The 20,880-nt window shown below is 67.5% G+C and carries 22 protein-coding genes; 3 read left to right on the forward strand and 19 right to left on the reverse strand.

Annotation, left to right across the window (positions count from 1 at the left end; genetic code table 11):
• Positions 1–6 precede the first annotated feature (6 nt).
• The 11 genes from A4F85_RS19260 to A4F85_RS19310 all read right to left on the reverse strand — a co-directional run bounded on the left by A4F85_RS19260 (position 7) and on the right by A4F85_RS19310 (position 11,146).
• The gene (locus A4F85_RS19260; RefSeq protein ID WP_013804504.1) at positions 7–1,074 is read right to left on the reverse strand and encodes a porin; all 1,068 of its coding nucleotides are present in this window, start codon (positions 1,072–1,074) and stop codon (positions 7–9) included.
• 77 nt (positions 1,075–1,151) lie between these two features.
• Positions 1,152–2,111, reverse strand: a complete 960-nt coding sequence (locus A4F85_RS19265; RefSeq protein WP_063327462.1) for a PDR/VanB family oxidoreductase — start codon at positions 2,109–2,111, stop codon at positions 1,152–1,154.
• The gene (locus A4F85_RS19270; protein WP_063327463.1) at positions 2,108–3,133 is read right to left on the reverse strand and encodes an aromatic ring-hydroxylating oxygenase subunit alpha; all 1,026 of its coding nucleotides are present in this window, start codon (positions 3,131–3,133) and stop codon (positions 2,108–2,110) included. Before A4F85_RS19270 ends, A4F85_RS19265 begins: the two co-directional genes overlap by 4 nt.
• A 24-nt stretch (positions 3,134–3,157) precedes the next feature.
• Positions 3,158–3,379 (reverse strand): recombinase-like helix-turn-helix domain-containing protein, encoded by a 222-nt coding sequence (locus A4F85_RS19275; protein ID WP_063327464.1) that lies wholly within the window; start codon positions 3,377–3,379, stop codon positions 3,158–3,160.
• 38 nt (positions 3,380–3,417) lie between these two features.
• Positions 3,418–4,395: a Bug family tripartite tricarboxylate transporter substrate binding protein gene (locus tag A4F85_RS19280; RefSeq protein WP_013804505.1), complete on the reverse strand. Its 978-nt coding sequence runs from the start codon at positions 4,393–4,395 to the stop codon at positions 3,418–3,420.
• 52 nt (positions 4,396–4,447) lie between these two features.
• A complete protein-coding gene (locus A4F85_RS19285) occupies positions 4,448–5,410 on the reverse strand; it encodes a VOC family protein (RefSeq protein WP_013804506.1) in 963 nt (320 codons plus the stop codon).
• A gap of 12 nt (positions 5,411–5,422) precedes the next feature.
• Positions 5,423–6,898: an aldehyde dehydrogenase gene (locus tag A4F85_RS19290; RefSeq protein WP_063327465.1), complete on the reverse strand. Its 1,476-nt coding sequence runs from the start codon at positions 6,896–6,898 to the stop codon at positions 5,423–5,425.
• Positions 6,899–6,933: 35 nt separating this feature from the next.
• On the reverse strand, positions 6,934–8,640 hold the full coding sequence (locus A4F85_RS19295) for a thiamine pyrophosphate-binding protein (RefSeq protein ID WP_063327466.1): 1,707 nt from the start codon (positions 8,638–8,640) through the stop codon (positions 6,934–6,936).
• A gap of 34 nt (positions 8,641–8,674) precedes the next feature.
• The gene (locus A4F85_RS19300) at positions 8,675–9,472 is read right to left on the reverse strand and encodes an SDR family oxidoreductase (RefSeq protein ID WP_063327467.1); all 798 of its coding nucleotides are present in this window, start codon (positions 9,470–9,472) and stop codon (positions 8,675–8,677) included.
• Positions 9,465–10,364: an IclR family transcriptional regulator gene (locus A4F85_RS19305; RefSeq protein ID WP_063327468.1), complete on the reverse strand. Its 900-nt coding sequence runs from the start codon at positions 10,362–10,364 to the stop codon at positions 9,465–9,467. Before A4F85_RS19305 ends, A4F85_RS19300 begins: the two co-directional genes overlap by 8 nt.
• Before the next feature lie 11 nt (positions 10,365–10,375).
• On the reverse strand, positions 10,376–11,146 hold the full coding sequence (locus A4F85_RS19310) for an SDR family oxidoreductase (RefSeq protein ID WP_012202888.1): 771 nt from the start codon (positions 11,144–11,146) through the stop codon (positions 10,376–10,378).
• 654 nt (positions 11,147–11,800) lie between these two features.
• Between A4F85_RS19310 and A4F85_RS29800 the strand changes: the two genes are divergently transcribed.
• Positions 11,801–12,076 (forward strand): hypothetical protein, encoded by a 276-nt coding sequence (locus A4F85_RS29800; RefSeq protein WP_082848235.1) that lies wholly within the window; start codon positions 11,801–11,803, stop codon positions 12,074–12,076.
• 162 nt (positions 12,077–12,238) lie between these two features.
• Here A4F85_RS29800 and A4F85_RS19315 read toward each other — a convergent pair whose 3' ends face one another.
• Complete coding sequence (locus A4F85_RS19315) at positions 12,239–13,426, reverse strand: IS481 family transposase (protein WP_063327469.1); 1,188 nt, start codon at positions 13,424–13,426, stop codon at positions 12,239–12,241.
• A 309-nt stretch (positions 13,427–13,735) separates the two neighbouring features.
• Here A4F85_RS19315 and A4F85_RS19320 point away from each other — a divergent pair, with 309 nt between their 5' ends.
• Complete coding sequence (locus A4F85_RS19320; RefSeq protein ID WP_063327470.1) at positions 13,736–14,083, forward strand: type II toxin-antitoxin system RelE/ParE family toxin; 348 nt, start codon at positions 13,736–13,738, stop codon at positions 14,081–14,083.
• On the forward strand, positions 14,080–14,388 hold the full coding sequence (locus A4F85_RS19325) for an XRE family transcriptional regulator (protein ID WP_013804512.1): 309 nt from the start codon (positions 14,080–14,082) through the stop codon (positions 14,386–14,388). The genes A4F85_RS19320 and A4F85_RS19325 overlap by 4 nt, the downstream gene beginning before the upstream one ends.
• A gap of 12 nt (positions 14,389–14,400) precedes the next feature.
• Here A4F85_RS19325 and A4F85_RS19330 read toward each other — a convergent pair whose 3' ends face one another.
• The 7 genes from A4F85_RS19330 to A4F85_RS19360 all read right to left on the reverse strand — a co-directional run bounded on the left by A4F85_RS19330 (position 14,401) and on the right by A4F85_RS19360 (position 20,774).
• Positions 14,401–15,162 carry a 5'-methylthioadenosine/adenosylhomocysteine nucleosidase gene (locus A4F85_RS19330; RefSeq protein ID WP_063327471.1) on the reverse strand — a complete coding sequence of 254 codons (762 nt, stop codon included), beginning with the start codon at positions 15,160–15,162 and terminating at the stop codon, positions 14,401–14,403.
• A gap of 111 nt (positions 15,163–15,273) precedes the next feature.
• Positions 15,274–16,071 carry an aspartate dehydrogenase gene (locus A4F85_RS19335; protein ID WP_043825460.1) on the reverse strand — a complete coding sequence of 266 codons (798 nt, stop codon included), beginning with the start codon at positions 16,069–16,071 and terminating at the stop codon, positions 15,274–15,276.
• 54 nt (positions 16,072–16,125) lie between these two features.
• Positions 16,126–16,932 carry an IclR family transcriptional regulator gene (locus A4F85_RS19340; protein WP_012202883.1) on the reverse strand — a complete coding sequence of 269 codons (807 nt, stop codon included), beginning with the start codon at positions 16,930–16,932 and terminating at the stop codon, positions 16,126–16,128.
• 22 nt (positions 16,933–16,954) lie between these two features.
• Positions 16,955–17,785, reverse strand: a complete 831-nt coding sequence (locus A4F85_RS19345; RefSeq protein ID WP_231890581.1) for an alpha/beta fold hydrolase — start codon at positions 17,783–17,785, stop codon at positions 16,955–16,957.
• A 173-nt stretch (positions 17,786–17,958) separates the two neighbouring features.
• The gene (locus A4F85_RS19350; RefSeq protein WP_012202881.1) at positions 17,959–18,489 is read right to left on the reverse strand and encodes a cupin domain-containing protein; all 531 of its coding nucleotides are present in this window, start codon (positions 18,487–18,489) and stop codon (positions 17,959–17,961) included.
• Between the two features lie 181 nt (positions 18,490–18,670).
• Positions 18,671–19,867 carry an MFS transporter gene (locus A4F85_RS19355; RefSeq protein WP_063328035.1) on the reverse strand — a complete coding sequence of 399 codons (1,197 nt, stop codon included), beginning with the start codon at positions 19,865–19,867 and terminating at the stop codon, positions 18,671–18,673.
• A gap of 22 nt (positions 19,868–19,889) precedes the next feature.
• Positions 19,890–20,774, reverse strand: coding sequence for an NAD(P)-dependent oxidoreductase (locus A4F85_RS19360; protein WP_016449823.1), 885 nt, complete (start codon positions 20,772–20,774; stop codon positions 19,890–19,892).
• Positions 20,775–20,880 lie beyond the last annotated feature (106 nt).

The following is a 20,880-nucleotide window of genomic DNA, read 5'->3' on the forward strand; positions in this document are numbered from 1 at the left end:
GCTGTATCAGAAGAAGTGGCGCACGCCCACCTCGAAGCCGGAGGAGCGGCCGCCCAGCGTGGTGCCCGGGGCCGACAGGCCCTGCACGCCGATGGACTTGGCCGCGCCGTCCTTGTTCTTGAGGAAGGCCACCGTGCCGTAGACCTGGGTGCGCTTGGACAGGTTGTGCCCGTAGCCCACGCTGATCTTGTTCCAGTCGGCATTGCTGCCGTCGGTGTTGTAGTGGCCGTAGGAAGCCTTGAACTCGCCCATGCCCACGGGCGCGGTCACGCCCAGCTGCAGGGCGGTGACCTTGAGGGCGCCGCGCTTTTCGCTGGCCCACAGCAGCATGGGCTTGGCCACGCCGAAGTCCCAGCTCAGGCCCACGTTGCTGGCCGTGAGGTTGGTCGCATCGCTGTCGCCATAGAACTTGCCCGTGGCCAGCGCGCCGTTGAAGGGGCCCTGGCGGTAGCCAAAGCGCAGGCCGCGGTAGTCGCCCTGGTTCTTGTTGGGCGCGCTGCGCGCCTGCTCGCCCATGGCCACCTGCACCTGGCCGTAGAAGCCGCCCAGGTTCTGCGGCAGGAAGTAGCTGACCGCGTTGCTGATCTGGATGGGCGCGCCGCCCGTGGCCGTGCCCGTGCCGGGAATGCCCAGCATGGTGAAGCCCATGGTGCCGCCCACGCCGTTGGTGAGGAAGGGGTCGAAGATCAGCGTGCTCAGGAAGGTGGCCGAGTCATCGCGGCCCAGGCGCACTTCGCCGAAGTCGCCCGACAGGCTCACGGTGGAGCGGCGGTTGAAGCTCAGGCCGCCACCGCTGGCCTTGCCAGAGCCGCTGTCCACGTCCATGCCCGCCTCCAGCCAGAAGCCCGCACGCAGGCCGCCGCCCAGCTCTTCCGTGCCGCGAAAGCCGAGGCGGCTGATGTTGGCGCCGCCCGTGGACAGGCCGGTCTTGGAGGGGCCGGAGCCGTTCAGGTGCGTGACGCCGACATCGACGACGCCGAAGATCTCGACCTTGGACTGCGCCGAAGCGGCACCGGGCAAGGACGCCAGGCAGGCTAGCGCCACGCCCAGCATGGGCGTATGGATGGTTTTCATGGGGTTGTCTCCTCTGGGGTGGTGGCTTGGGGGGCTTGGGGGTGGTGGGTTGTTGCCGTGCAGGTCTGATTGCCTGCTCAGATATCGAGCACTAAACGTTCGCTCTTGCAGCCGGAAACGCAGACCATCATCACTTTGTTGCTGGCCTTTTCCTTGGGGCTGAGCACCGAGTCGCGGTGGTCCGGAATGCCTTCGAGCACGCGCGTCTCGCAGGAGCCGCAGACGCCTTCGCAGCAGCTGTGGTCCATCTGGATGCCGGCATCCAGCAGGGTGTCGAGCAGCGACTTCTCGGGCGTGATCTCGATGAAGCGGCCGCTGCGCTTGAGCTCCACCGTGTAGTTGCTGCGCGCGTCGTCGGCGGCCTTGACCTCCACGGGCGTGAAGCGCTCGACGTGGGCGTTGGCGTGGCTCAGCTCGGCGCAGAACTTCTCGAAGGCGTCCAGCATGGGCGTGGGGCCGCAGGCGTAGTGGTGCGTGCCAGCGTCCGGCTGCCGTTGGGCCAGCAGCGCGCGCAGGTCGGGCGGGCCGCCGGCCTCGCTGTCGAAGTGCAGGTGCAGCTGCATGCCCAGCGCCTGCAGCTCTTCCAGGAAGGCCGCACCCTTGCGCTCGCGGGCGAAGTACAGCATCTCGAACGAGCGGCCCTGGCCCTTGAGCCGGCGCGCCATGCACAGCAGCGGCGTGATGCCGATGCCGCCGGCCACCAGCACGGTGTGCGCGGCGCTTTCGTCCAGCGCGAAATGGTTGCGCGGCTCGGAGATGGTGATGGGCATTCCCACGCGCAGCGACTCGTGCACGCAGCGCGAGCCACCGCGGCTGGCGCGGTCGCGCAGCACGCCGACCACGTAGCGGTGGCGCTCCTCGCTGGGGTTGCTCAGCGAGTAGCTGCGCACCAGGCCGTTGGGCAGGTGCAGATCGATGTGCGAGCCCGGCGTGAAAGCGGGAAGCTCCCCGCCCGCCACGGGCCGCAGGTCCACGCTGATGGTGTCCTGGGCCTCGAAGCGCAGCGTGTGCACGAAGGCCTGGAGGTTGGTGCTCATGATGCGCCGCCTTCGTCGATCTGCTCCTGGGCCAGGCGGCGCAGGTGGCGGCGCAGGCGCACCAGGCCGATGTCGTGCTGGTAGAGGTTCTCGCGCTCGTTGGCGTCCAGCTCCATCTGCTCCATCATGATCCGGTCCTGCTCCAGCACGGCCCAGTGGCGCGCCTCCAGGCGGTTGCGGTACAGAAAGCGCCAGGTGTCGCGCATCCACCCCTGCACCTTGCGGCAGCGCCAGAAGAACACGGCGCACAGGTCGGCGCTGATGGGCGTGACGCAGGCCACGATGGCGAAGTTGCCGCCGGGGCCGCCGGTCTTGGGATAGGGGATCTCCAGGCGCATCCAGTGCACGCCCGTGCTGCCCCACTCGGTCCAGTCGAAGTTCACGCCGCGCTGGCCCACCTTCTCGAAGACGAAGCCGTCATCGGTCTCGCGCACCTGGAACGTGGCCTTGCTGTCGCCCTCGGCCATGGAGTGCGACTGCTTGTGCAGGAAGGTGCCGTGCATGGGGTCCATGACGTTGTCCAGCGCATAGCGGTAGTCGCTGCGCCACTCGGCATAGCACAGGAAGTTGGAGTACTCGGGCGAGGTCAGCTCCTCGGGCAGCGTGAACTCGGGCGCCTCGTCAACGGCCTTGTCGCTGTTGTAGAGAAAGATGGCGCCATGGGCCTCGCGCGCATGGAAGGCCAGCGCTGCGCGCGATCCCTCGAGCTTGCAGCCGGGGCTGCCGGGGACCTTGGTCACCGTGCCGTCGCCGCGCACTTCCACGCCGTGGTAGGGGCAGGCCAGGCGGTCGCCCAGGATGACGCCCTGCGACAGCGGCGCGCCCCGGTGCGGGCAATGGTCTTCCAGCGCGTGGACCTGGCCGGCGGCATCGCGCCACAGCGCGATCTTGCGGCCGAAGCGGCGCACCGACACGGGCTGGGTCTTCACGAAGTCCGAGGGGCAGACCGCGTACCAGAGGTTCTTCAGGCCTTTGTTGAGCAGGCCGTCCACCGGATCGATGGTGATGGTTTGTACGTTCATGGGGCTCTCCAGTCCTGCTCGGTATCAATAGCCCAGCCGCGCCATCAGCGCCTGGAAGCTGTCTTCGGTCCAGGCCTGGCCGTTTTCGCCGGCGGGGCCGCTGCGGTTGAGATAGGCCACCAGTTCGGACAGGGTCTGCACGCCTTCGCCGAAGGCGCGTTCGATGGAATCGCCCAGCAGGTCTTCCATCAGGGTGGGGGCACGTTCGCGCGCCTGGTGCGGCTCGAGATAGCGATCAGCGGCCATGGTTCTCTCCTTCGAAAACTGTCTTGTGTGGGGGGTGCTCAATCAGCCCTGATATCCAGGTCTTTGATGAGCTTGCCGAAGCGGTTGAAGTCCGCTGCATTGGTCTTCTCAAGCCTCGCGGGCTCGCCGCCTGCAGGCAGCGCGCCGAAGGTGGCCATCTTGGAGACCACGTCGGGCATCTTCAGGATCTCGTTGAGGTGCGTGTTCAGCAGCTTCACGGTCTCGGGCGACATGCCCTTGGGGCCGAACAGGCCCTGCCATGCGGACACTTCCACGTCCTTGACGCCCAGCTCGGCCAGGGTGGGCACATTGGGGGCCAGCGCGCTGCGCTGGCTGTCGGCCACGGCCAGGGCGGTGACCTTGCCGCCGATGTAGGGCGCAATCGGGCCCCAGGTCATGAAGGTCGTGGGCACATGGCCGCCGATCAGGTCGTTGACGGCGGGCGCCACGCCCTTGTAGGGAATGTGGGCGATGCGCGTGCCGGCGGCGCGGTTGAACATCTCGCCCAGGATGTGCATGGGCGAGCCGCTGCCGGGGCTGGCGTAGGTCAGGCCGTCGCGCTTGCCCTGGGCGATCAGGGTCTTCATGTCCTTGATGCCCGAGGCCTGGTTGGTGGCCACGAACATGGGCTGCACGCTGGTCTGCACGATGGGCGTGAAGCCGTGCAGCACGTCGTAGCTGGAACCCGAGGCCGTCTTGAGCACGAACTGCGCAATGGCGAAGGTATTGGGCGCCAGCAGCAGGGTGTAGCCGTCCGGCGCGGCCTTGGCCACATGCACGCTGCCGATGGTGCCGCTGGCACCGGGGCGGTTGTCCACCAGCACGGGCTGGCCCAGGCGCGTGGACAGCTTCTCGGCATACAGGCGCGCCATGGCATCGGTGTCGCCACCGGCCGGATAGGCCACGATGATGGTGATGGGCTTGGCCGGATAGGCCTGGGCCATCGCGGTGCCGGACAGCGTGGCTGCAGCCAGGAATGCAGCGGCAAGAGAAACCTGGCGACGTGTCTTGTTCATGGTGGGGGCCGTGGGGTGGTTGGGTTGTGGGGGTAGGCCGTCAGGCGCGGTCTCAATGCCGCTTGTCGGTGATGAATTTCCCGTCGCTGGTACCCACGCCCTTTTGGCGCCGGGTGTTGCCGTCGATGCCGCCATCGATGGCCCATTCGGCAAACACCGTGGGGCCGGGCTCGAACTCGCGCGGCTGCCAGTCGGCGGTGAGCTGGTCCTCGTCGGCGTAGTACTCGACCAGGGCGCCGGCCGGATTGCGGAAGTACCAGAAATAGGCCGAGGACACGGGATGGCGGCCCGGGCCCAGCTGGGTGTCCCAGCCGCAGCGCGAGATGTGCATGCCGCCGCCGAAGACCTCGTGGATGTCGCGCACCGTGAAGGCCACGTGGTTCAGGCCCGCGTCCTTGGCCGGGCGCTGCAGCAGGAAGATGTCGTGGTGGCCGCCGTCAGGCGCGCAGCGCAGGAAGGCGCCGCGCTCGGGGTAGCGGTCCGAGGCCGCGAAGCCGAAGTTGTCCACGTAGAAGCGCTCGCAGGCCTGCACGTCCTTGACGAAGAACACCACATGGCCGACCTCGATGGGCTGGGCGCGTTCGTAGGCCGGGCTGGCCTGGTTGACGCGGTCCTTGCGGTTCCAGGTGTTGTAGGCGGCGCCTTGCACATCCACATCACGCTTTTGCGTGACCTGCAGGCGCACGGACAGGCCGTTGGGGTCGGTGCAGCCTATGCGCCCCTGGCCCTGTGTGAAGCCCGGCAGCGCGGCGATGCGACCGGCGTACAGCGCCAGATCGGCCTCGCTTTCCACACCCCAGACCACTTCGCGCAGCGTGGGGCCGGCCTCGATGGCGGGCGGCAGATCGGGATGGTCCACGGCGGCCACGATCACGCGGCAGCCGTTGAGGGTCTCGAACACCAGCCGGTCGTCCGCTTCCTGCACCAGCGCCAGGCCCCAGTCCAGGAAGAAGCGGCGGCAGGTGGCCAGGTCGTCCGCGCCGTAGGTGATTTCGTCTATGCCCAGTACGCTCATGTCGATTCCCTTTCAGTTCGCCCAGGCCAAAGGCTGGTCGTTCAAGCCCCAGTACATGCTCTTTTGCTCCATGTACTGCTGTATGCCCAGCCGTCCCTTCTCGCGGCCCAGGCCGCTGTCGCGCCAGCCGCCGAAGGGCGTGGAGATGGAGAACTGCTTGTAGGTGTTGATCCAGACCGTGCCGGCCTGCACGGCGCGGCCAATGCGCCAGGCGCTCTTGTAGTCGCGCGTCCAGATGCCGGCGGCCAGCGCGTAGACGCTGTCGTTGGCCTGGGCGAGCAGGTCGTCCTCGTTGTCGAAGGGCATGGCCACGAGCACGGGGCCGAAGATTTCCTGCTGGCAGATCTGCCAGTCGTTCTTCACGCCGTCGATGATGGTCGGGCGGTAGTAGTAGCCGCGCTCGAACTGCGCGCCCTCGGGCCGCTGGCCGCCCGTGAGCAGCCGGCCGCCCTCGGACAGGCCCAGGGCCACATAGCTCTCTATGGATTCGCGGTGCTTGGCGGTGATCAGCGGGCCCATCTGCGTGCGCTCGTCGGCCGGGTCGCCCACCTGCAGCGCGGCGGCCTTGGCCGTGAGGCGCTGCATGAATTCGGCATGCAGGCTGCGCGCCACGAACAGGCGCGAGCCCGCAATGCACGACTCGCCCGAGGAGCTGAAGATGCCGTAGAGCACGCCGTTGACGGCATGGTCGATGTCGGCATCGGCCAGCACCATGGTGGCCGACTTGCCGCCCAGCTCCAGCGAGACCGGCATCATCTTGTCGGCCGCGATGTGGGCGATGTGCTTGCCCGTGGACGTGCCGCCGGTGAACGACACGCGCTTGACCAGCGGGTGCTTGGTGATGGCGTCGCCAATCACCGAGCCACGGCCCGGCAGCACGCTGACCAGGCCCTTGGGCACGCCGGCCTCTTCGCAGATCCTGGCCAGCTCCAGCGCCAGCAGCGGCGTGGCCTCGGCGGGCTTGACGACCACGGCGTTGCCGGCGGCCAGCGCGGGCGCCAGCTTTTGCGCCTCGCTGGCAATCGGCGAGTTCCACGGCGTGATGGCCGCCACCACGCCCATGGGCTCGTACACGCTCATGGTCATGAAGTCGCCGCGCGAGGGCGTGATGGTTTCCTCCATGGTCTCGCAGGCCGCTGCAAAGAACTGGAAGGTGGCGGCGGCGCTGGCCACCAGCATGCGTGTTTCCTTGATGGGCTTGCCGTTGTCCAGGCGCTGCAGCTGGGCCATGGGCTCGGCGCGCTCGCGGATCAGCTGGGCCACGCGGTGCAGCACGGCCGCGCGCTCATGGGGCTTTTTCTGGGCCCAGCCGCTGGTGCGGAAGGCGTGGTCGGCCTTCTGGATGGCCTCCTCCACATCCTCCAGGCTGGGCGCGCGCAGGCGGCCCACCACTTCGCCGGTGGCGGGGTAGAGCGTGGTGGATTCGCCACCGCCGCCCAGGCGCCATTCGCCGGCGATATTGATGGGGAGCAGTTCCAGGTTCGACATGGTGAGCCTCTCTCGTTCGTTCGAATCCAGCCGCCTCAGGCGGCCTTGGACGCCGTGGTGGTGGCCGGGATCTGGTCCAGCTTGTTCACGGGCGGGCCCGAGAACGTGGCCTTGAAATTGCCGATGGCGCGCATGTCGATCTCCAGCAGGAAGGGGCCCTTCTTCGGCCAGGCCGAGGCCAGCACGGCGGGCAGCTCGTCAAGGTTCTGCACGCGGGCATGGGGCAGCTGGATGGAGGCGCACAGCTGCGCGTAGTCGGGCGTGTGCAGCTCCACATAGCAGCGGCGGCCGCCGTAGGAGGCGTCCTGGATGTTCTGGATCACGCCGTAGCGCTGGTCGTTCATCAGCACGATCAGGGTGTCGCACTCTTCCTGCACCAGCGTGGCCAGCTCGCCCAGGTTCAGGATGAAGCCGCCATCACCCGCCAGGCCCAGCGTCTTGCGGCCCGAGCCGCTGACCGCCGCGCCCACGGCCGCGCCGATGGCCATGGGCATGCCCATGCCGATGCCGCCGCCCGTGGCGTGCACGCCCGCGTTGGGCTCGAAAAAGCGCAGCTCGCGGTTGCCCCAGGTGCTGTTGGAGACGGTCACGTCGCGCACCCAGTTGAAGTTGCGGCCCACGGCCTTTTGCAGCTCCTGCACCAGCACGCTGTACGGGCCCAGGCCGTCGCGCATGGTGGCCACGGCCTCGTCGTGCACCTGGCGCAGGTCGGCCAGCAGCTCGGGGTCGGCCTTGTAGCCGCGTGCCTCCAGCCGGTCGGCCAGGCCCGTCAGCGCCAGGGCCGAGTCGCCGCAGACAAAGCCGTCATCGGCATAGCAGCGGCCCTGCTGGGCGGCGTCCACATCGATGCGCAGCAACGGGCGCGGCAGCTTCAGCTCGTACTTCAGCGTCTCGTTGCTGCGCAGGCGCGTGCCCACGGCCAGCATGGCGTCGCAGCGCTGGTAGAAGGCCTCCACGGGCTTTTGGATGTTGTAGGCGCCCAGCGAGGCCGGATCGTCCTCGGCCACGATGCCGCGGCCCTGGCCCGTGCTGACGATGCCGAAGCCCAGCGCCTTCAGGCGCTGCACGGCAGCGACTGCGTGGCGTGCGCCGCCACCCAGCCACAGCAGCGGGCGGCGTGCCTTGGCCAGCGTGTCGGCCAGCGCATCCAGCGATGTCTCGCTGGGGGCCAGCACGGCCACCGGCAGCGGCGACAGGTCGGCCGGCATGTCGATCACGGTCTGCTGGATGTCGATGGGAATCTCCACGCTCACCGGCCCCGTGGGCGCGGTCATGGCGGCCTGCACGGCGGCCTTCAAGGTGGACAGGCAGGTCTCGGCGCTGCGCACGCGGAACGCCGCCTTGGACACAGCGCCCAGCATGGTCAGCTGGTCGGGCGCCTCGTGGATGTACGACAGCTTCTGGTCCAGGTACTGCGTCTCGATCTGGCCCGTGATGTGCAGCAGCGGCGTGCCGGCCGTATAGGCCTCCACCAGGCTGCCGGCGATGTTGCCTGCGGCCGGGCCGGTGCTGGTGATGCACACGCCCAGGCTGGACGTGGAACGCGCGCAGGCATCGGCCATGTTGCCGGCGCCGGCCTCGCCGCGCGCCATCACGAAGCGGACATGGCCGCGCGCATTCATCGCGTCCAGGATGGGCATGTTGTGGATGGAGATCACCCCGAACGCGGCCTGCACGCCGCAGTGTTCGAGGAACTGGGCCACAACGGCGCCGACGGTGATTTTGGATGCGGAAGAAGTCATGTTCTGCTTTGAATCGGGTGAAGGGGCTGAAGCACTACGCTTGCCGTGCAAGGCCACCGGAGACGTCGATGTGGCTGCCGGTCGTGTAGGAGGACAGGGGCGTGGCGAGATAGAAGATGGCGCGCGCGGCCTCGTCGGGCGAGCCCAGGCGGCCCAGCGGAATGGACTTCTTGCGGGCGAGGTCGGCGCTCCAGGCGTTCCAGTCCTGGCTGCGGTCCTCGCGCGCCTCGAAGCGGCGGCGCCACTGGCCGGACTCGATCAGGCCGACCAGGATGCCGTTGACGCGCACACCCTTGGGCGCGAACTCGGTGGCCATGGAGCGCACCAGGTTCTTGAGGCCGGCACGCGCGGCCGAGGTGGCCACCATGTGCGGCTCGGGCTGCGAGGCCAGCAGCGAATTGACGCAGACGATGGCCGGCTGCGCCGTGCGCTCGAGCTGCGGCAGGAAGGCGCGCGTGGGATGCAGCACCGAGAAGAACTTCAGGTGCAGCTCCTCGGTCCAGGCCGCATCGTCGGTGCTGGCAAACGTCGAGACCCGGCCCCGGCCCGCGTTGTTCACGAGGATGGAGGCCGGACCCAGCGCAGCCTCGCTGTCGCGCGCGAATTGCTGCACCTGGGCGGCGTCGAGCACGTCGCAGGCCTGGGCGAACAGGCGGGCCTCGGGATGGCGTCCGCGCAGTTGCTGCACGGCCTGCTCCAGGCGTTCGGCGCTGCGCCCGCACAGGGCGACACGCGCGCCCTGCGACAGCAGCAGATCGACCGTGGCCAGGCCAATGCCCGAAGAGCCGCCGGTGACGACGGCCGTGGTGTCCTTGAGTTGGGAATCAAACATGGCCGCCTCCTGCGCGCCGGGAATTGAGGGAAAGCAGCTGTGCCGTCTGCGTTTGCGTTTGCGTTTGCGCTTGCGGTCGGTAGTTCAGCAGCTCGGACAGCTCGGCCGCCGCGTCGCAGACGCCGGCGATCAGGGTCTCGGCACGGCCCTCCTCCACATGGGGCGCGGGAACCGTCGTGCCCAGCGCCGCCACCACGCGGCCGCTGTGGTCGCGCACGGGCGCGGCGATGGTGCAGATGGAGCTTTCGTAGAAGCCTTCGCTGAACACATGGCCGCGCTCGCGGTCGGCCTCGACCAGGTTGAACAGGTCCAGCACCGTGCGCGGCGTCTTGGGCGTGTGCGCTTCCAGGTGCTCCTCGGGGTAGAGCGCGCGCAGCTCGGGCAGGGACAGGTCGGCCAGCAGCACGCGGCCCAGGGCCGTGGCATGGGCGGGCAGGCGCGTGCCCACGCGCACCGAACTGGTCAGCGGCGTGGGCGGCGTGACCTTGGCCACGTAGACGATGGAGCGGCCATCACGCACCACGATGTTGCAGGGATAGCGGATCTCGCCGCACAGCCGCGCGATCACGGGCTGGCCCAGTTCGGTCAGGTCCATGGACGACAGGAACTCGAAGCCCAGGCGCAGCACGGACAGGCCCAGCCGGTAGTCATTGCTGCCCTCGGCACGCTGCAGAAAGCCCATGGCCTCCAGCGTGTTGAGCATGCGGAAAATCGTGGCGCGCGGCAGCTGCAGGCGGCGGGCCAGCTCGGGCGCGCCCAGCGTGGCATTGCCGCGCCCGAACTCCTGCAGCAGGCGCAGGCCGCGCTCCAGCGCGGGCACCATGTACTTGTCGGCGCCGTTGTCCGCGCTCTCGGCGCTCTCGGCATTCCCGGAAGAGGTGGTGTCGTTCATGGCGAACCCCTTCAATTCATGACGAAGCCGCCGTTGACGGGCAGCACCTGCCCCGTCACGAAGCGCGCGCCATCGGACAGCGCATAGGCCACGGCGCCCGACACATCCTCGGGCCGCTGCTCGCGCTGCAGCGCGCGCTGGTCGATGTACAGGCGGTGGCGGTGCTCGGGCACGTATTCCGTGGCCTCCACCAGCACCAGGCCCGGCGCCACGGCGTTGATGGTGATGCCGTCGGCCCCCAGCTCGCGCGCCATGGAACGCGTCATGGCCATCACCGCGCCCTTGCTGGCCACATAGGCCATCAGGTTGGGGGCGCCCCACATCGCGGTGTCGGACGCCAGGTTGACGATGGCGCCCCGGCCGCTGTCGCGCAGCGCGGCGCGGCAGGCGCGCGTCATCAGCCACACGCCGCGCACGTTCACGTTCATCACCTGGTCCCACTTGTCCAGATCGATGTCGTCCATGCCCTTGCCGCCCGAATCGGTCACGGCCGCGTTGTTCACCAGGCCGTCCAGCCCGCCCAGCGCCTGCACGGCCTGCTGCGCGCAGCGCTCTATCGACTCCGGATTGCCGGCATCCAGCCCGAAGCCATGGGCCTCGAAGCCCTGCGCACGCAGCCGGGCCACGGACTCGGCCAGCAGCTCCTCGCGCAGATCGGCCATGGCGACACGCGCGCCCTGCTCGCAAAAGGCCTTGGCGAACGCAAAGCCCAGGCCGCGCGCCGAGCCTGTGACGAGGATGCGGCGGCCGGCAAGCTGGCCTGTGGAGGGCGTGGTGTTCATGGCGTACCTCAATCGAAGGGGGTTTGTGTCTGTTTCAAATTTGAAATGACACTTTTTTCTTGAAACAAGCGTGAGTTTAGGACTGATGGTTCGGGGTGGGATTGGGGAAAACACGGAGGCGTGTGGGAAATGGATGACAGAGGTGTGTCTGGGTGTGTTTTGGATGGGGGCTTTTTATGGCTTGTGAGGACATGCCCGCCCTGCGGGCGAGAGCCGGGTTTCGGCCCGGCGGCCGACCGCAGCGAGCCGGATGACGAAGCAGTCCTGTCCTTGGGCAGGACTGCAACCCCGCAACCACCACGCCGCAGGCGCGTTCATACGGGGAGTGGGTGCGGGCCGTCGCTTCGCTCGGCCTGGGGTTTGAGGCGGGGTTGTGGAATGCCTCTATGATTTCGGTAGCCCCCTGTTCCGGGGCTGGTGCTTGAAAACACCATCAACACACAGCGGCAGAGCCTCCCCGAAAGAGAGGCCTCGTCACGTCTGAACACTTGGACAGTGGGCATCGCACCCGCACGTCCACACGGTTTTGGATGGGATGGGGCTACCCGCAAGGCTGCCCGCACGTCTGTGTGCGTGTTTTCAACATCCCATCCACCCTTTCTGCGCTTGAAAACGCAGGTCGGGTGTTTCCGTCTCGCACAGGAGTACGAAAACATGAACGATCAGCGCACCGCTCTTCCCACGCGCGCCAGCTTCGAGCAACTGGCTCGCACCATCACCGAAACCAATGGATGGGTACAGGAAGGCTGCAACGAAATACGGGCCCTGGCCCAACTTGTGTTGGCCAGCCTCAATGCACCAGAAGACTTGCGACGTCCGCAAGCCATGGCTCACGCACTGCGCGCCATCCGCGATGGCGCTGAGTCACTGGCCGACTATGTGCAAGGCGAAGCCAGAAGCGTAGGTTGCGACCACACTCAAAGCCCATAGCCACGAGTGCGGCCACATCCGGCCGAGCGCAGCGAAGGCCCGAGCAAACTCCCCGTATGTCAGCGCCTGCGTCGGGCCGCCTGCGGGGTTGACCGGCAGCGCAGCGAAGGGGTCGCGGGCATTCGGGTTTGTACGTGTCAAGGACATGGGTAACAACTCAGCTCACAGACATGGGTAACACCTCAAGCTCACATAGTCCTTCTGAGGTCCTCGCACATCCTCTTCGTTGAAGCAGCCCAGTCGCACCGGCCCTAGATACACATCCCACTGGCCAGCGGCCACCTCCTGCATCCCGATCCACTGCCCCGCCAGCAGGTAGCCGATGTAGATCCGCAGCGCTCGCCAGTAGATCAAGCCGTTGTGGCTGACTCGAACTCGTTCCCAATGCTTCGGGTACTGCAGCTCGGGTAGCTTTGAGGGGTATGGCCTGGCCGAGTCGCTGTAGTGCTGGGCCGGCATGCTTTGCTGCAAGGCCTCATGCGGGCGCTGCTGGTTGTAGTGCTCCACAAAGGCATCGAGCTGCATCTGCAATGCCGCTTTGTCCGCCGCAGGCTCTTTGCCCAGGGCATGCTTGAGCGTGCGGTGCATCCGCTCGTGGCGACCGTTTTGCTGTGGCTTGCCCCTCTCGATGCGCTCCGGCCTGATGCCCAGCCTTATCCACCATATCGCCAGGCGTGACAGGCCCGCCACGCCAGTAGTCGCGAACGGCGGACCGTTGTCACTGCGTATGCGCTCGGGCAGTCCGTATTGCCGAAACACCTGTTCAAAGCTGCGTTTGGCATCCTCGTAGTGGGGGCTGTCGTAGACATGCACGGCCAGCAAATAGCGGCTGGCGTGGTCCATGATGGTCAATGGATAGCACCAGTGACCATCGGCTGTCTTGAACTGGCCTTTGTAGTCTGCACTCCACACCCCATTGGGCTGCTTGCTCGTTCGCAAGGGCTGGGCCGTAGGCACCGAGCGTCTGCGTACACGCCTGCTGCAAACAAGCCCCTCAGCCTTCAGCACGTTGTAGATGGTGGTTTTGCTGGGTGTCTCCTGTGGGCCCCAACGCTGCAGGAGCAAAGCGTGCAGCTTCTTGGGCCCCATCTGTGACCTTTGCTGCGTGCGCAGCTCAATGATGGCCCGGCGCTGTGCATAGCTGATCGCCTGATTATTCCCGTGGGGCCTGCGACTGCGCTCTTGCAATCCATCCATGCCCAGTTGGCGGTAACGCTCAACCCACTTGTAGGCCGTCTTGCGGCTGATGCCGTAGCGCCTGCACAGCTCGCTCAGCGGCACGCCACTGCGCAGATGGTCGGCTATGAAGAGCAGTTTCTCGTCCATGGGTGCGCACTCCTTCCAGGGCATGGTGATCGCTCCTTGGCTGCTGTTGGCTCCAGCTGCCAAGCTTGGATCTGTTACCCATGTCCTTGTACTGATGTGTCACCTATGAGTGTGAGTCGTACCGGTTGCCGTCTTTGACCTGACCTTTCTTGGCGAATCAAGACGGGCCATCGGCTGCCGGGCCAGGAACCAGGCATCAAAACCAAGCAATCGCAGTGGCAGGAATTCCCCTCGCGTCCAGCGTCAAGGCTTTGGCCTCCGATGACACACGGGCTACACGGTCATCAGTAACGACACGCAGCAAAATAGTACTTTTTTAGATACACTTTTCCGATGGAAGAGCCCATTCTTTCCGTTGTCTTCTACCGATCCGATGCCGGCAAGGAGCCCGTGCGTGACTGGCTTCGTGAACTTACGGTGGAAGACCGCAAAGCCATCGGCGCCGATATCAAGACCGTCCAATACAACTGGCCTCTGGGCATGCCGGTAGTACGCAAGATGGAGCCAGGACTGTGGGAGGTGCGGTGCAGCATTGCCGATGGCATCGCACGTGTCCTATTCACGGCCCAGAATGGAAAAATGGTTCTGCTGCATGGCTTCATCAAAAAGTCGGCCAACACCCCCGCGCCGGATCTGACAACTGCCAGAAACCGGCTCAAGAAGCTGAGGAATACCCCATGAACAAACATCTAGGCAGCAATTTCGATGACTTCCTCGAAGAAGAAGGCCTGCTTGAAGAGGCCACAGCTATCGCAGTGAAGCGGGTGATTTCCTGGCAATTCGCACAGGCGATGAAAGCCCAGAAAGTCAGCAAGACCGAGATGGCGACACGCATGCGCACCAGCCGCATGGTGGTGAACCGCCTGCTGGACGAAAACGACACCGGCGTCACCCTGGCCACGTTGGCCCGCGCCAGCGTGGCGCTTGGCACGGCTTTGCACTTTGAACTGGACGATGCGACGGTTCTCCAGGCATCAGCGGCATAAAAGCACTACCGCTCAGCGCTGCGCCGACAGCCGCCGCAAAAATCCATCCACCACCCGCAACGCATACCGACTCGCCACCACCCTCACAAACTCCGCAAAGTCCACATGCGCACTGTCATCCGCCCGATCGGAAACAGTCCGCATCGCAGCAAACGGCACGCCATAGTCCAGGCAGGCCTGCGCCACGGCGGCGCCTTCCATCTCCACCGCCAGCACCTCATGCCCTGCAGCACGCAGGCCCTGCGCCAGCGCGGAAGAGGCGCCCGCCGTGCCCACGAACTGGTCACCGCTGGCAATCAGCCCCTGGTGCGCGCGCGGCGCCGTGGTGGCGTGGGCGGCGCGCAGGTCTTCGCCCGCCTCGGCCACGCAGGCCTGGGCAGCCGCCAGCAGCGCGGCGGTCATTTCGGGGTCGCAGGGCAGGCGCGTGCGGCCGTAGCCGGGCATTTCCCAGCGCGGGAAGATGGGCGAGGCGTCCAGGTCGTGCTGCAGGTATTCGTCGGCCACGACGACATCGCCCACGCGCACGCCTTCGCCCAGGCCGCCGGCGACGCCGGTGAAGGCGATGCGGCGCACGCCGAAGCGCTCGATCAGCGCCGTGGCCGTGGTGGCCGCCGCCACCTTGCCTATGCCCGACAGCGCGCAGACCACGTCGTGCCCATGCAGGCGCCCGCGCCAGAACATGCGGCCGGCGTGGGCCGTGCCCTGGGCGTCGGACATGGCATGGACCAGGCCTTCCTGTTCCTGCGGCAGGGCACTGAGGATGGCGATGGTCATGGTGGCTTCTCTTTCAACGTTTCAACGGCACAGGCAAAAAGCAAAGGCGGCCCGGAGGCCGCCTGCGGGGCGAAAGCGCCCATTGTGCCGCGAGCCTGTGCCCGGTGCGGCTCAGATGGCGATGGCCGTGGCCTGGTTGAGCACGGCGCGCACCACGCTGTAGACGGTGAGGGCCGAGGTCTTGGGGTTGGCCTCCAGCGGCTTGCCGCGCATGGTCAATTCCATGGACCCGAAGGCGCCGCGCGCGGCCACATGGTGCACGTTCTCGTCCACGGCCGGGTCGGCGTACAGGCGCACCGTGGTGCGGTCCAGGCCCATGCCGGCCAGCGACAGTGTGGCGGCCACGTTGGCGTTCTTGGGGTAGAGCTGGGCGGCCTCGCGTGCGCTGCCTTCGAAGATGCAGAAGGCTTCCTTGAGGCTGGCGAGGTCGCAGCGCTGTTCTGCGGGCGTGCCGGTCCAGGCCAGGGGCGGCTTGCGGCCGGTGTAGACCACTTCGTCCAGGCCGCCGATGCGGGCTGCGGCCAGCGCATCCACGCCGCCGATGGCGCCCGACAGCAATTGCACCTGGGTGCCTCCGGCCTCGGCCGCGGCCTGCACGGCCTCGGCCATGCCGGGGGCGCTGAGTGCGCCGATGGAGGCCACGACGGCAGGAATGCCCCGCTGCAGGGCGGGCAGCACATGCTCTTCGATGGCGGTATGGCCTGCGCATTCGACGATGAGGTCGGGCCGGTCTTCAGTCGTCAGCGCAGGCAGTGCGCGCGCCTGGGGCGCATGCCGGGCCAGGGTGGCGCGCACGGCGTCCGTCACTTCGGGCACAAGCACCCAGCCCACCTGCACCGCGGCATGGCCCTTGAGCAGTTCGAGCACGCTGGCGCCAATCGCACCGCAGCCAATCACAGCAATATTCATCGTCATTTCTTTCTGAGCAAGAACGCGCTGAAGGCCGGTGGGGGCACCGCCTCCTCAGCGCAGAAAACCAGGATGCTGGGTGCGCAGGTGGCCCGTCAGTTCGACGGCGGCCTCGCGCACCTGTTCCACCCAGTGCGCCATGCGCCCGGGTGCGATTTCGGTAAAGGCCACGGCCATGCCCAGGCCCGCGATGATGCGGCCCTGCGCATCGCGCACGGGCGCGGCAATGCTGGAGACGCCGGGCTCGTAGAAGCCCTCGCCCATGGCGTAGCCGCGCTCGCGGTCCTGCAGCAGCAGCTGCTGCAGTTGCTGCACGTCACGCGGCGTGCTTTCCGAGAATTGCGGCAGCTCGCTGCCGCCGAAGAGTTCGCGCAGCTGGTCTGCGTCCATGTCCTGCAGCAGGGCTCGGCCCAGCACGGTGGCATGGGCCGGCAGGCGCGAGCCCACGCGCACGGCGCCCTGGAAGGCGCCGGCCGGCGCAATGCGCGCCACGTAGACCACGGAGGTGCCGTCCAGCAGCGCCAGGTTGGTGGTGAAGCCCAGGCGCTCGCACAGCGCCTGCAGCACGGGCTCGGCCAGTTGGGCCAGCGGCTGGGTGGACAGGTAGTCGTAGCCCAGGCGCAGCACGGACAGGCCCAGCCGGTACTCGGTGCCCGAGCGTTGCAGATACCCCATGTTCTCCAGCGTCGTCAGCATCCGGAACACCGTGGAACGCGGCAGCGCCAGGGTGCGCGCCAGGTCGGGCGCGCTCCACACGGGCTGCGAAGGCGTGAAGCAGGCCAGCAGGCGCAGGCCGCGCTCCAGCGCGGGGACGGTGTAGCGGTCGTTGTCGTTCGAGAGGGTTTCTGAGGTGTCGCTCATCGCAATTCGGGCCGGTAGGCCATCAGGTCAGCAGGGTGGCCAGCCTCTGTGCGACATCCGCAGGTTGTTCGACGACAGAGGCATGGCCGGCTGCCGCAAGCGTAACGTACCGGGCGCCCAGCCTTGCGGCCCAGGCCGCACAGGCAGCGGGCGGCGTGACCACGTCGTGCTCGCCCACCCAGACCTCGACCGGCATGGCCAGTTGCCCCGCCGCCTGCCCCAGGTCGCTGCCGCACAGCAGCTCCACGGCCTGGGCGTAGCCGGCAGCATGCAGGCGCGCCGTGTTCCAGCGCACCCATTGGCGCACGGGCTCGGGCGCGGCGGGCGAGACCAGGCGCTGGTCGATGGCGGCAGCCAGGCCTTCGATGCCTTTTTCCTGCAGGGCCGCAAGACGGCCCTGGCGTACCTTGGCCTGCTGCTCGCCCATGCCGGGTGCGCCATAGCCGCCAGCGGGGCTGATCAGCACCAGTTGCTGCACGCGCCCGGCACCGGCCTGCACCGCCCAGGGCGTGCCCATGAGCGCACCCAGCGAGTGACCCACCAGCATGCAGCGGCGCACGCCCAGCGCCTGCAGCGACTGCTCCAGCACGCGGGCGTAGTCGGCGCCCGTGGGCGCGTCGGGTGCCAGCGGCGTGGAGCGGCCATAGCCGGGCGCGTCCCAGGCCAGCACGCGCGTGCGCGGCGCCAGCTCCAGGGCCACGTCCAGCCAGGAGGCGGCGCCCGAGCTGATGCCATGCAGCATCACCACGGCAAAGTCCGAGGCCGTGTCGCCGGCCTCGCGCCAGGCGGCCTGAGCGCCACCGGGCAGGGCGATGAGGTGTTCGGGGAACTGCGCCTGAAGGCGCTGCTCCATGCATGCTGTTACCGAGGGGGTCATTTCAGTTATCCATGGCGATGGCATGGCCCTTCAGCCATGAGACTGGCACGATCCAAGCTAGGGACAGCAAGCAAGGGCCGCCCCGCCGCGAGGCTGTCGTCCCCCTTTCAAGGGGGAAGGCGCGAAGCGCCTCAGGGGGTGCTCCATTTCTAACGTTTGATTTTTGCCAGAGGGTGCTCGGGCGGGTATGTGGGCGTGATGGGCTTCTTGGCGCCCAGCATCACGCACATCAGCGCGTCTTCGTCGCCGATGTTGATTTCCTCGCGGTACACGCCGGGCGGCACGGAGACCACGTCGCGGTCGGTGAGGATGGTCTCGAAGCGCTGGCCGTCCTTCTCCAGCACGAGCTTGAGCTTGCCGCGGATCAGGAAGAAGACTTCCTCCACATCGGTGTGCAGGTGCGAGGGGCCTTCATTGCCGGCCGGGATGACCATGGTGGAGAAGGTGAAGTTCTCGGACGGGATGGTGTTGCTGTCCGCAGCCACGCCCGTGCCGCCCGTGCCGATGTAGCGCATCTGGCCACGGCGGTACTTGGGGTCGAAGTCGGCCTGGAACTTCAGCGCGTCGAAGTCGTACTTGCGCGTGGAAAACCGCGCCACGCGCGACTCCATCCATTGTTCGAAGCTGGAGCCTTCGGGCTGGTCCCAGGTGCGGGGCGTGTTCTGAGCGGATTCGGACATGTGTCTCTCCATCAACGTCGGTGGATCATGGCGGGGAAGGCGCCATTTGTTTTATCCATGAATCACAGTTCATGGGGTAAAACAATTATAGGAAGATTGATCGCACGCAACAAGGGCCACATGCGCAGCGGCATGTGGCCCCTTTGCTGCCCGTCTGTTGAGGAACAGCGATGGCCGTGCCTCAGGCAGCCATGCTGCGCCGCCCAGGCCGAAAGCCCGCCTGGCTGGCCGGCCAGACCACGGACAGGCAGGCCAGCGCCAACACCACCAGAGCCCAGGGCAAGGCGGAGGCACCCCGCCAGCCCAGCAGCAGTCCGCCGGCCACGCCGCCGCTCGCCACGGCCAGGTTGAAGACTGTCACCAGCATGGACTGGGCCACGTCGGCGCCCTCGCCTGCCGCGTCGGCCAGCGCGGTCTGAAGCAGCGTGGGTGCGCCGCCAAAGCTCAGGCCCCAGGCCGCAACCCCGATCAGAACGGCCACGGCCGACTGCCCGGCCAGGCCGAGCACGAGCGCAGACACGGCGAACAAGGCCAGGCTCAGCACGGTGAGCGCGCGCAACCAGCGGTCCACCAGCAGGCCCGTGAGCCAGATGCCGGCAATGGCCGCAAGGCCGAACAGCAGCAGCACCACATCCACCCTTTGCCCCAGCCCTGCAGAGACCAGGAAAGGCGCGATGAAGGTGTAGAGCATGTTGTGGGCCAGCATCCAGCCGAACAGCGCCAGCAGCACGGGACGCACGCCGGGCACGAGCAGGATGCGCGCCACGGGCTGGCGTTGGTGCGCCGTCTGCCCGGCGTAATCCGGCACACCCAGCCGCACCCAGGCCAGCAGCAGCAGGCACAGCGCCGACAGCGCCCAGAACACGCCGCGCCAGTCGAACAGGCTGCCCAGCCAGGCGCCCAGCGGCACGCCGGCCGCCAGGGCCAACGGCTGGCCCACGCCCGCCAAGGCCAGTGCGCGCCCCTGCAGATGCGGCGGCACCATGCGCCGCGCATAGCCGGCCACCAGCCCCCAGATCACGCCCGCAGCCATGCCTGCGGCAAAGCGGGCGACCAGGGTCAGGCCGTAGTGGCCGGACAGCGCGGTGAGGCTGTTGAACAGCAGCAGCCCGCCCACCGCCGCCATGAACAGCGGCCGGCGCCTGAGGCCGCGCGTGGCGGCCACGACGGGAATGGCGGCCAGTACCGAACCCAGCGCGTACAGCGTGACCATCTGGCCGGCCATGGCTTCGGACACTGCCAGTCCCGTGCCGATCTGGGGCAGCAGGCCGGCCGGCAGGGTCTCGGTCATGATGGCCAGAAAGCCTGCCATCGCCAGGGCCAGCAGCCTGCCCAGCGGCAGGCCCGTGTCGCCGGAGGTGTCCATGGGCTGGTTCATTGCCTTTTCCTTGCTGCGCATCTCAGGCATGGGAGGCTGGATGGGATGCCAGGTGGGATGCCGCCATGTCCTTGTCGCCATGCCCGGCGGCCAGCGCGCGCTCGAAGCGGCGCAGCCCGGCCTGGGCGCCATCCAGCAGCAGGCCTGCGCCGGCTGCGGCATCGGCAACCAGTTGAGCGTCCTTGACGGCATTGGCCACGGTGAAGCTGGCGTCGTAGCGGCCTGACAGCATGGCAGCGGCCTTGGCCTGGAAGAAGCCGCTGTCCATGGGCCCGCCCGTGACGGCATCGACCACCAGGGCCGGTTCTATGTCCAGCCCCTTGGCCAACGCCAGGCTTTCGGCCAGGCCATGCGTGAGTGCGAAGGCCCAGTGGTTGAGCGCCAGCTTGAGCCGGCTGGCGGCGCCTGCCTGCTGCGCAATCCACAGGCTGCGTTTGCCAATGGCATCGAACACCGGCTGCACCTGGCCGCGCTGCGCCAGCGGGCCTGCGGCCAGGATGACCAGCTGGCCCTGCTCGGCCGGCTGGCGCGTGCCCTGCACGGGGCAGTCGTAGAACACCAGGCCATGCCGATCGGCGAACTGCGCCAGCGGCGCGATGGCGTCCACACCCACCGTGCTCAGTTGCAGCCACAGTGTGCCCGGCTGCAATGCGGGCGCTGCAGCCTGCATGGCCTGCAGCACGGCCGGCCCGTCCTTGAGCACAGTGACGACGATGCGGGCGCCACGCACGGCGTCGGCCGCATCGCCACAGGCCTGAACGCCGTCGGCCGCAAGGGCCTGGGCCTTGGCGGCCGTCCGGTTCCAGGCGCGGACGGTGAAGCCCTTGCGTTGCAGGTTGCGCGCGACGGGCGCACCGATCAGGCCCGTGCCGAGCACGGCAATGGTGGTTTGAAGGTTTGAATGCATGGGAACTCCAGGGTGATGAGAGAGTGAAACAGACACGGAAAACCGAAAGCCGGATTACTGGAACGATCATTCCAATTCAAGGAAAATAAAAACCCGCAACGGCACG

Source organism: Delftia sp. GW456-R20 (genome assembly GCF_001622915.1).
GTDB lineage: Bacteria > Pseudomonadota > Gammaproteobacteria > Burkholderiales > Burkholderiaceae_C > Comamonas > Comamonas acidovorans.

Bases quoted from the DNA above. Each gene is read 5' to 3' on its own strand.
- A4F85_RS19345 (WP_231890581.1), bottom strand. From the start codon at position 17,785: ATGGAGCAGCGCCTTCAGGCGCAGTTCCCCGAACACCTCATCGCCCTG.
- A4F85_RS19285 (WP_013804506.1), bottom strand. From the start codon at position 5,410: ATGAGCGTACTGGGCATAGACGAAATCACCTACGGCGCGGACGACCTG.
- A4F85_RS19330 (WP_063327471.1), bottom strand. From the start codon at position 15,162: ATGACCATCGCCATCCTCAGTGCCCTGCCGCAGGAACAGGAAGGCCTG.
- A4F85_RS19335 (WP_043825460.1), bottom strand. From the start codon at position 16,071: ATGAATATTGCTGTGATTGGCTGCGGTGCGATTGGCGCCAGCGTGCTC.
- A4F85_RS19295 (WP_063327466.1), bottom strand. From the start codon at position 8,640: ATGACTTCTTCCGCATCCAAAATCACCGTCGGCGCCGTTGTGGCCCAG.
- A4F85_RS19355 (WP_063328035.1), bottom strand. From the start codon at position 19,867: ATGAACCAGCCCATGGACACCTCCGGCGACACGGGCCTGCCGCTGGGC.
- A4F85_RS19290 (WP_063327465.1), bottom strand. From the start codon at position 6,898: ATGTCGAACCTGGAACTGCTCCCCATCAATATCGCCGGCGAATGGCGC.
- A4F85_RS19270 (WP_063327463.1), bottom strand. From the start codon at position 3,133: ATGAACGTACAAACCATCACCATCGATCCGGTGGACGGCCTGCTCAAC.
- A4F85_RS19280 (WP_013804505.1), bottom strand. From the start codon at position 4,395: ATGAACAAGACACGTCGCCAGGTTTCTCTTGCCGCTGCATTCCTGGCT.
- A4F85_RS19275 (WP_063327464.1), bottom strand. From the start codon at position 3,379: ATGGCCGCTGATCGCTATCTCGAGCCGCACCAGGCGCGCGAACGTGCC.
- A4F85_RS19320 (WP_063327470.1), top strand. From the start codon at position 13,736: ATGGAAGAGCCCATTCTTTCCGTTGTCTTCTACCGATCCGATGCCGGC.
- A4F85_RS19265 (WP_063327462.1), bottom strand. From the start codon at position 2,111: ATGAGCACCAACCTCCAGGCCTTCGTGCACACGCTGCGCTTCGAGGCC.
- A4F85_RS19305 (WP_063327468.1), bottom strand. From the start codon at position 10,364: ATGAACGACACCACCTCTTCCGGGAATGCCGAGAGCGCCGAGAGCGCG.
- A4F85_RS19300 (WP_063327467.1), bottom strand. From the start codon at position 9,472: ATGTTTGATTCCCAACTCAAGGACACCACGGCCGTCGTCACCGGCGGC.
- A4F85_RS19350 (WP_012202881.1), bottom strand. From the start codon at position 18,489: ATGTCCGAATCCGCTCAGAACACGCCCCGCACCTGGGACCAGCCCGAA.
- A4F85_RS19260 (WP_013804504.1), bottom strand. From the start codon at position 1,074: ATGAAAACCATCCATACGCCCATGCTGGGCGTGGCGCTAGCCTGCCTG.
- A4F85_RS19360 (WP_016449823.1), bottom strand. From the start codon at position 20,774: ATGCATTCAAACCTTCAAACCACCATTGCCGTGCTCGGCACGGGCCTG.
- A4F85_RS19315 (WP_063327469.1), bottom strand. From the start codon at position 13,426: ATGCCCTGGAAGGAGTGCGCACCCATGGACGAGAAACTGCTCTTCATA.
- A4F85_RS19310 (WP_012202888.1), bottom strand. From the start codon at position 11,146: ATGAACACCACGCCCTCCACAGGCCAGCTTGCCGGCCGCCGCATCCTC.
- A4F85_RS29800 (WP_082848235.1), top strand. From the start codon at position 11,801: ATGAACGATCAGCGCACCGCTCTTCCCACGCGCGCCAGCTTCGAGCAA.
- A4F85_RS19340 (WP_012202883.1), bottom strand. From the start codon at position 16,932: ATGAGCGACACCTCAGAAACCCTCTCGAACGACAACGACCGCTACACC.
- A4F85_RS19325 (WP_013804512.1), top strand. From the start codon at position 14,080: ATGAACAAACATCTAGGCAGCAATTTCGATGACTTCCTCGAAGAAGAA.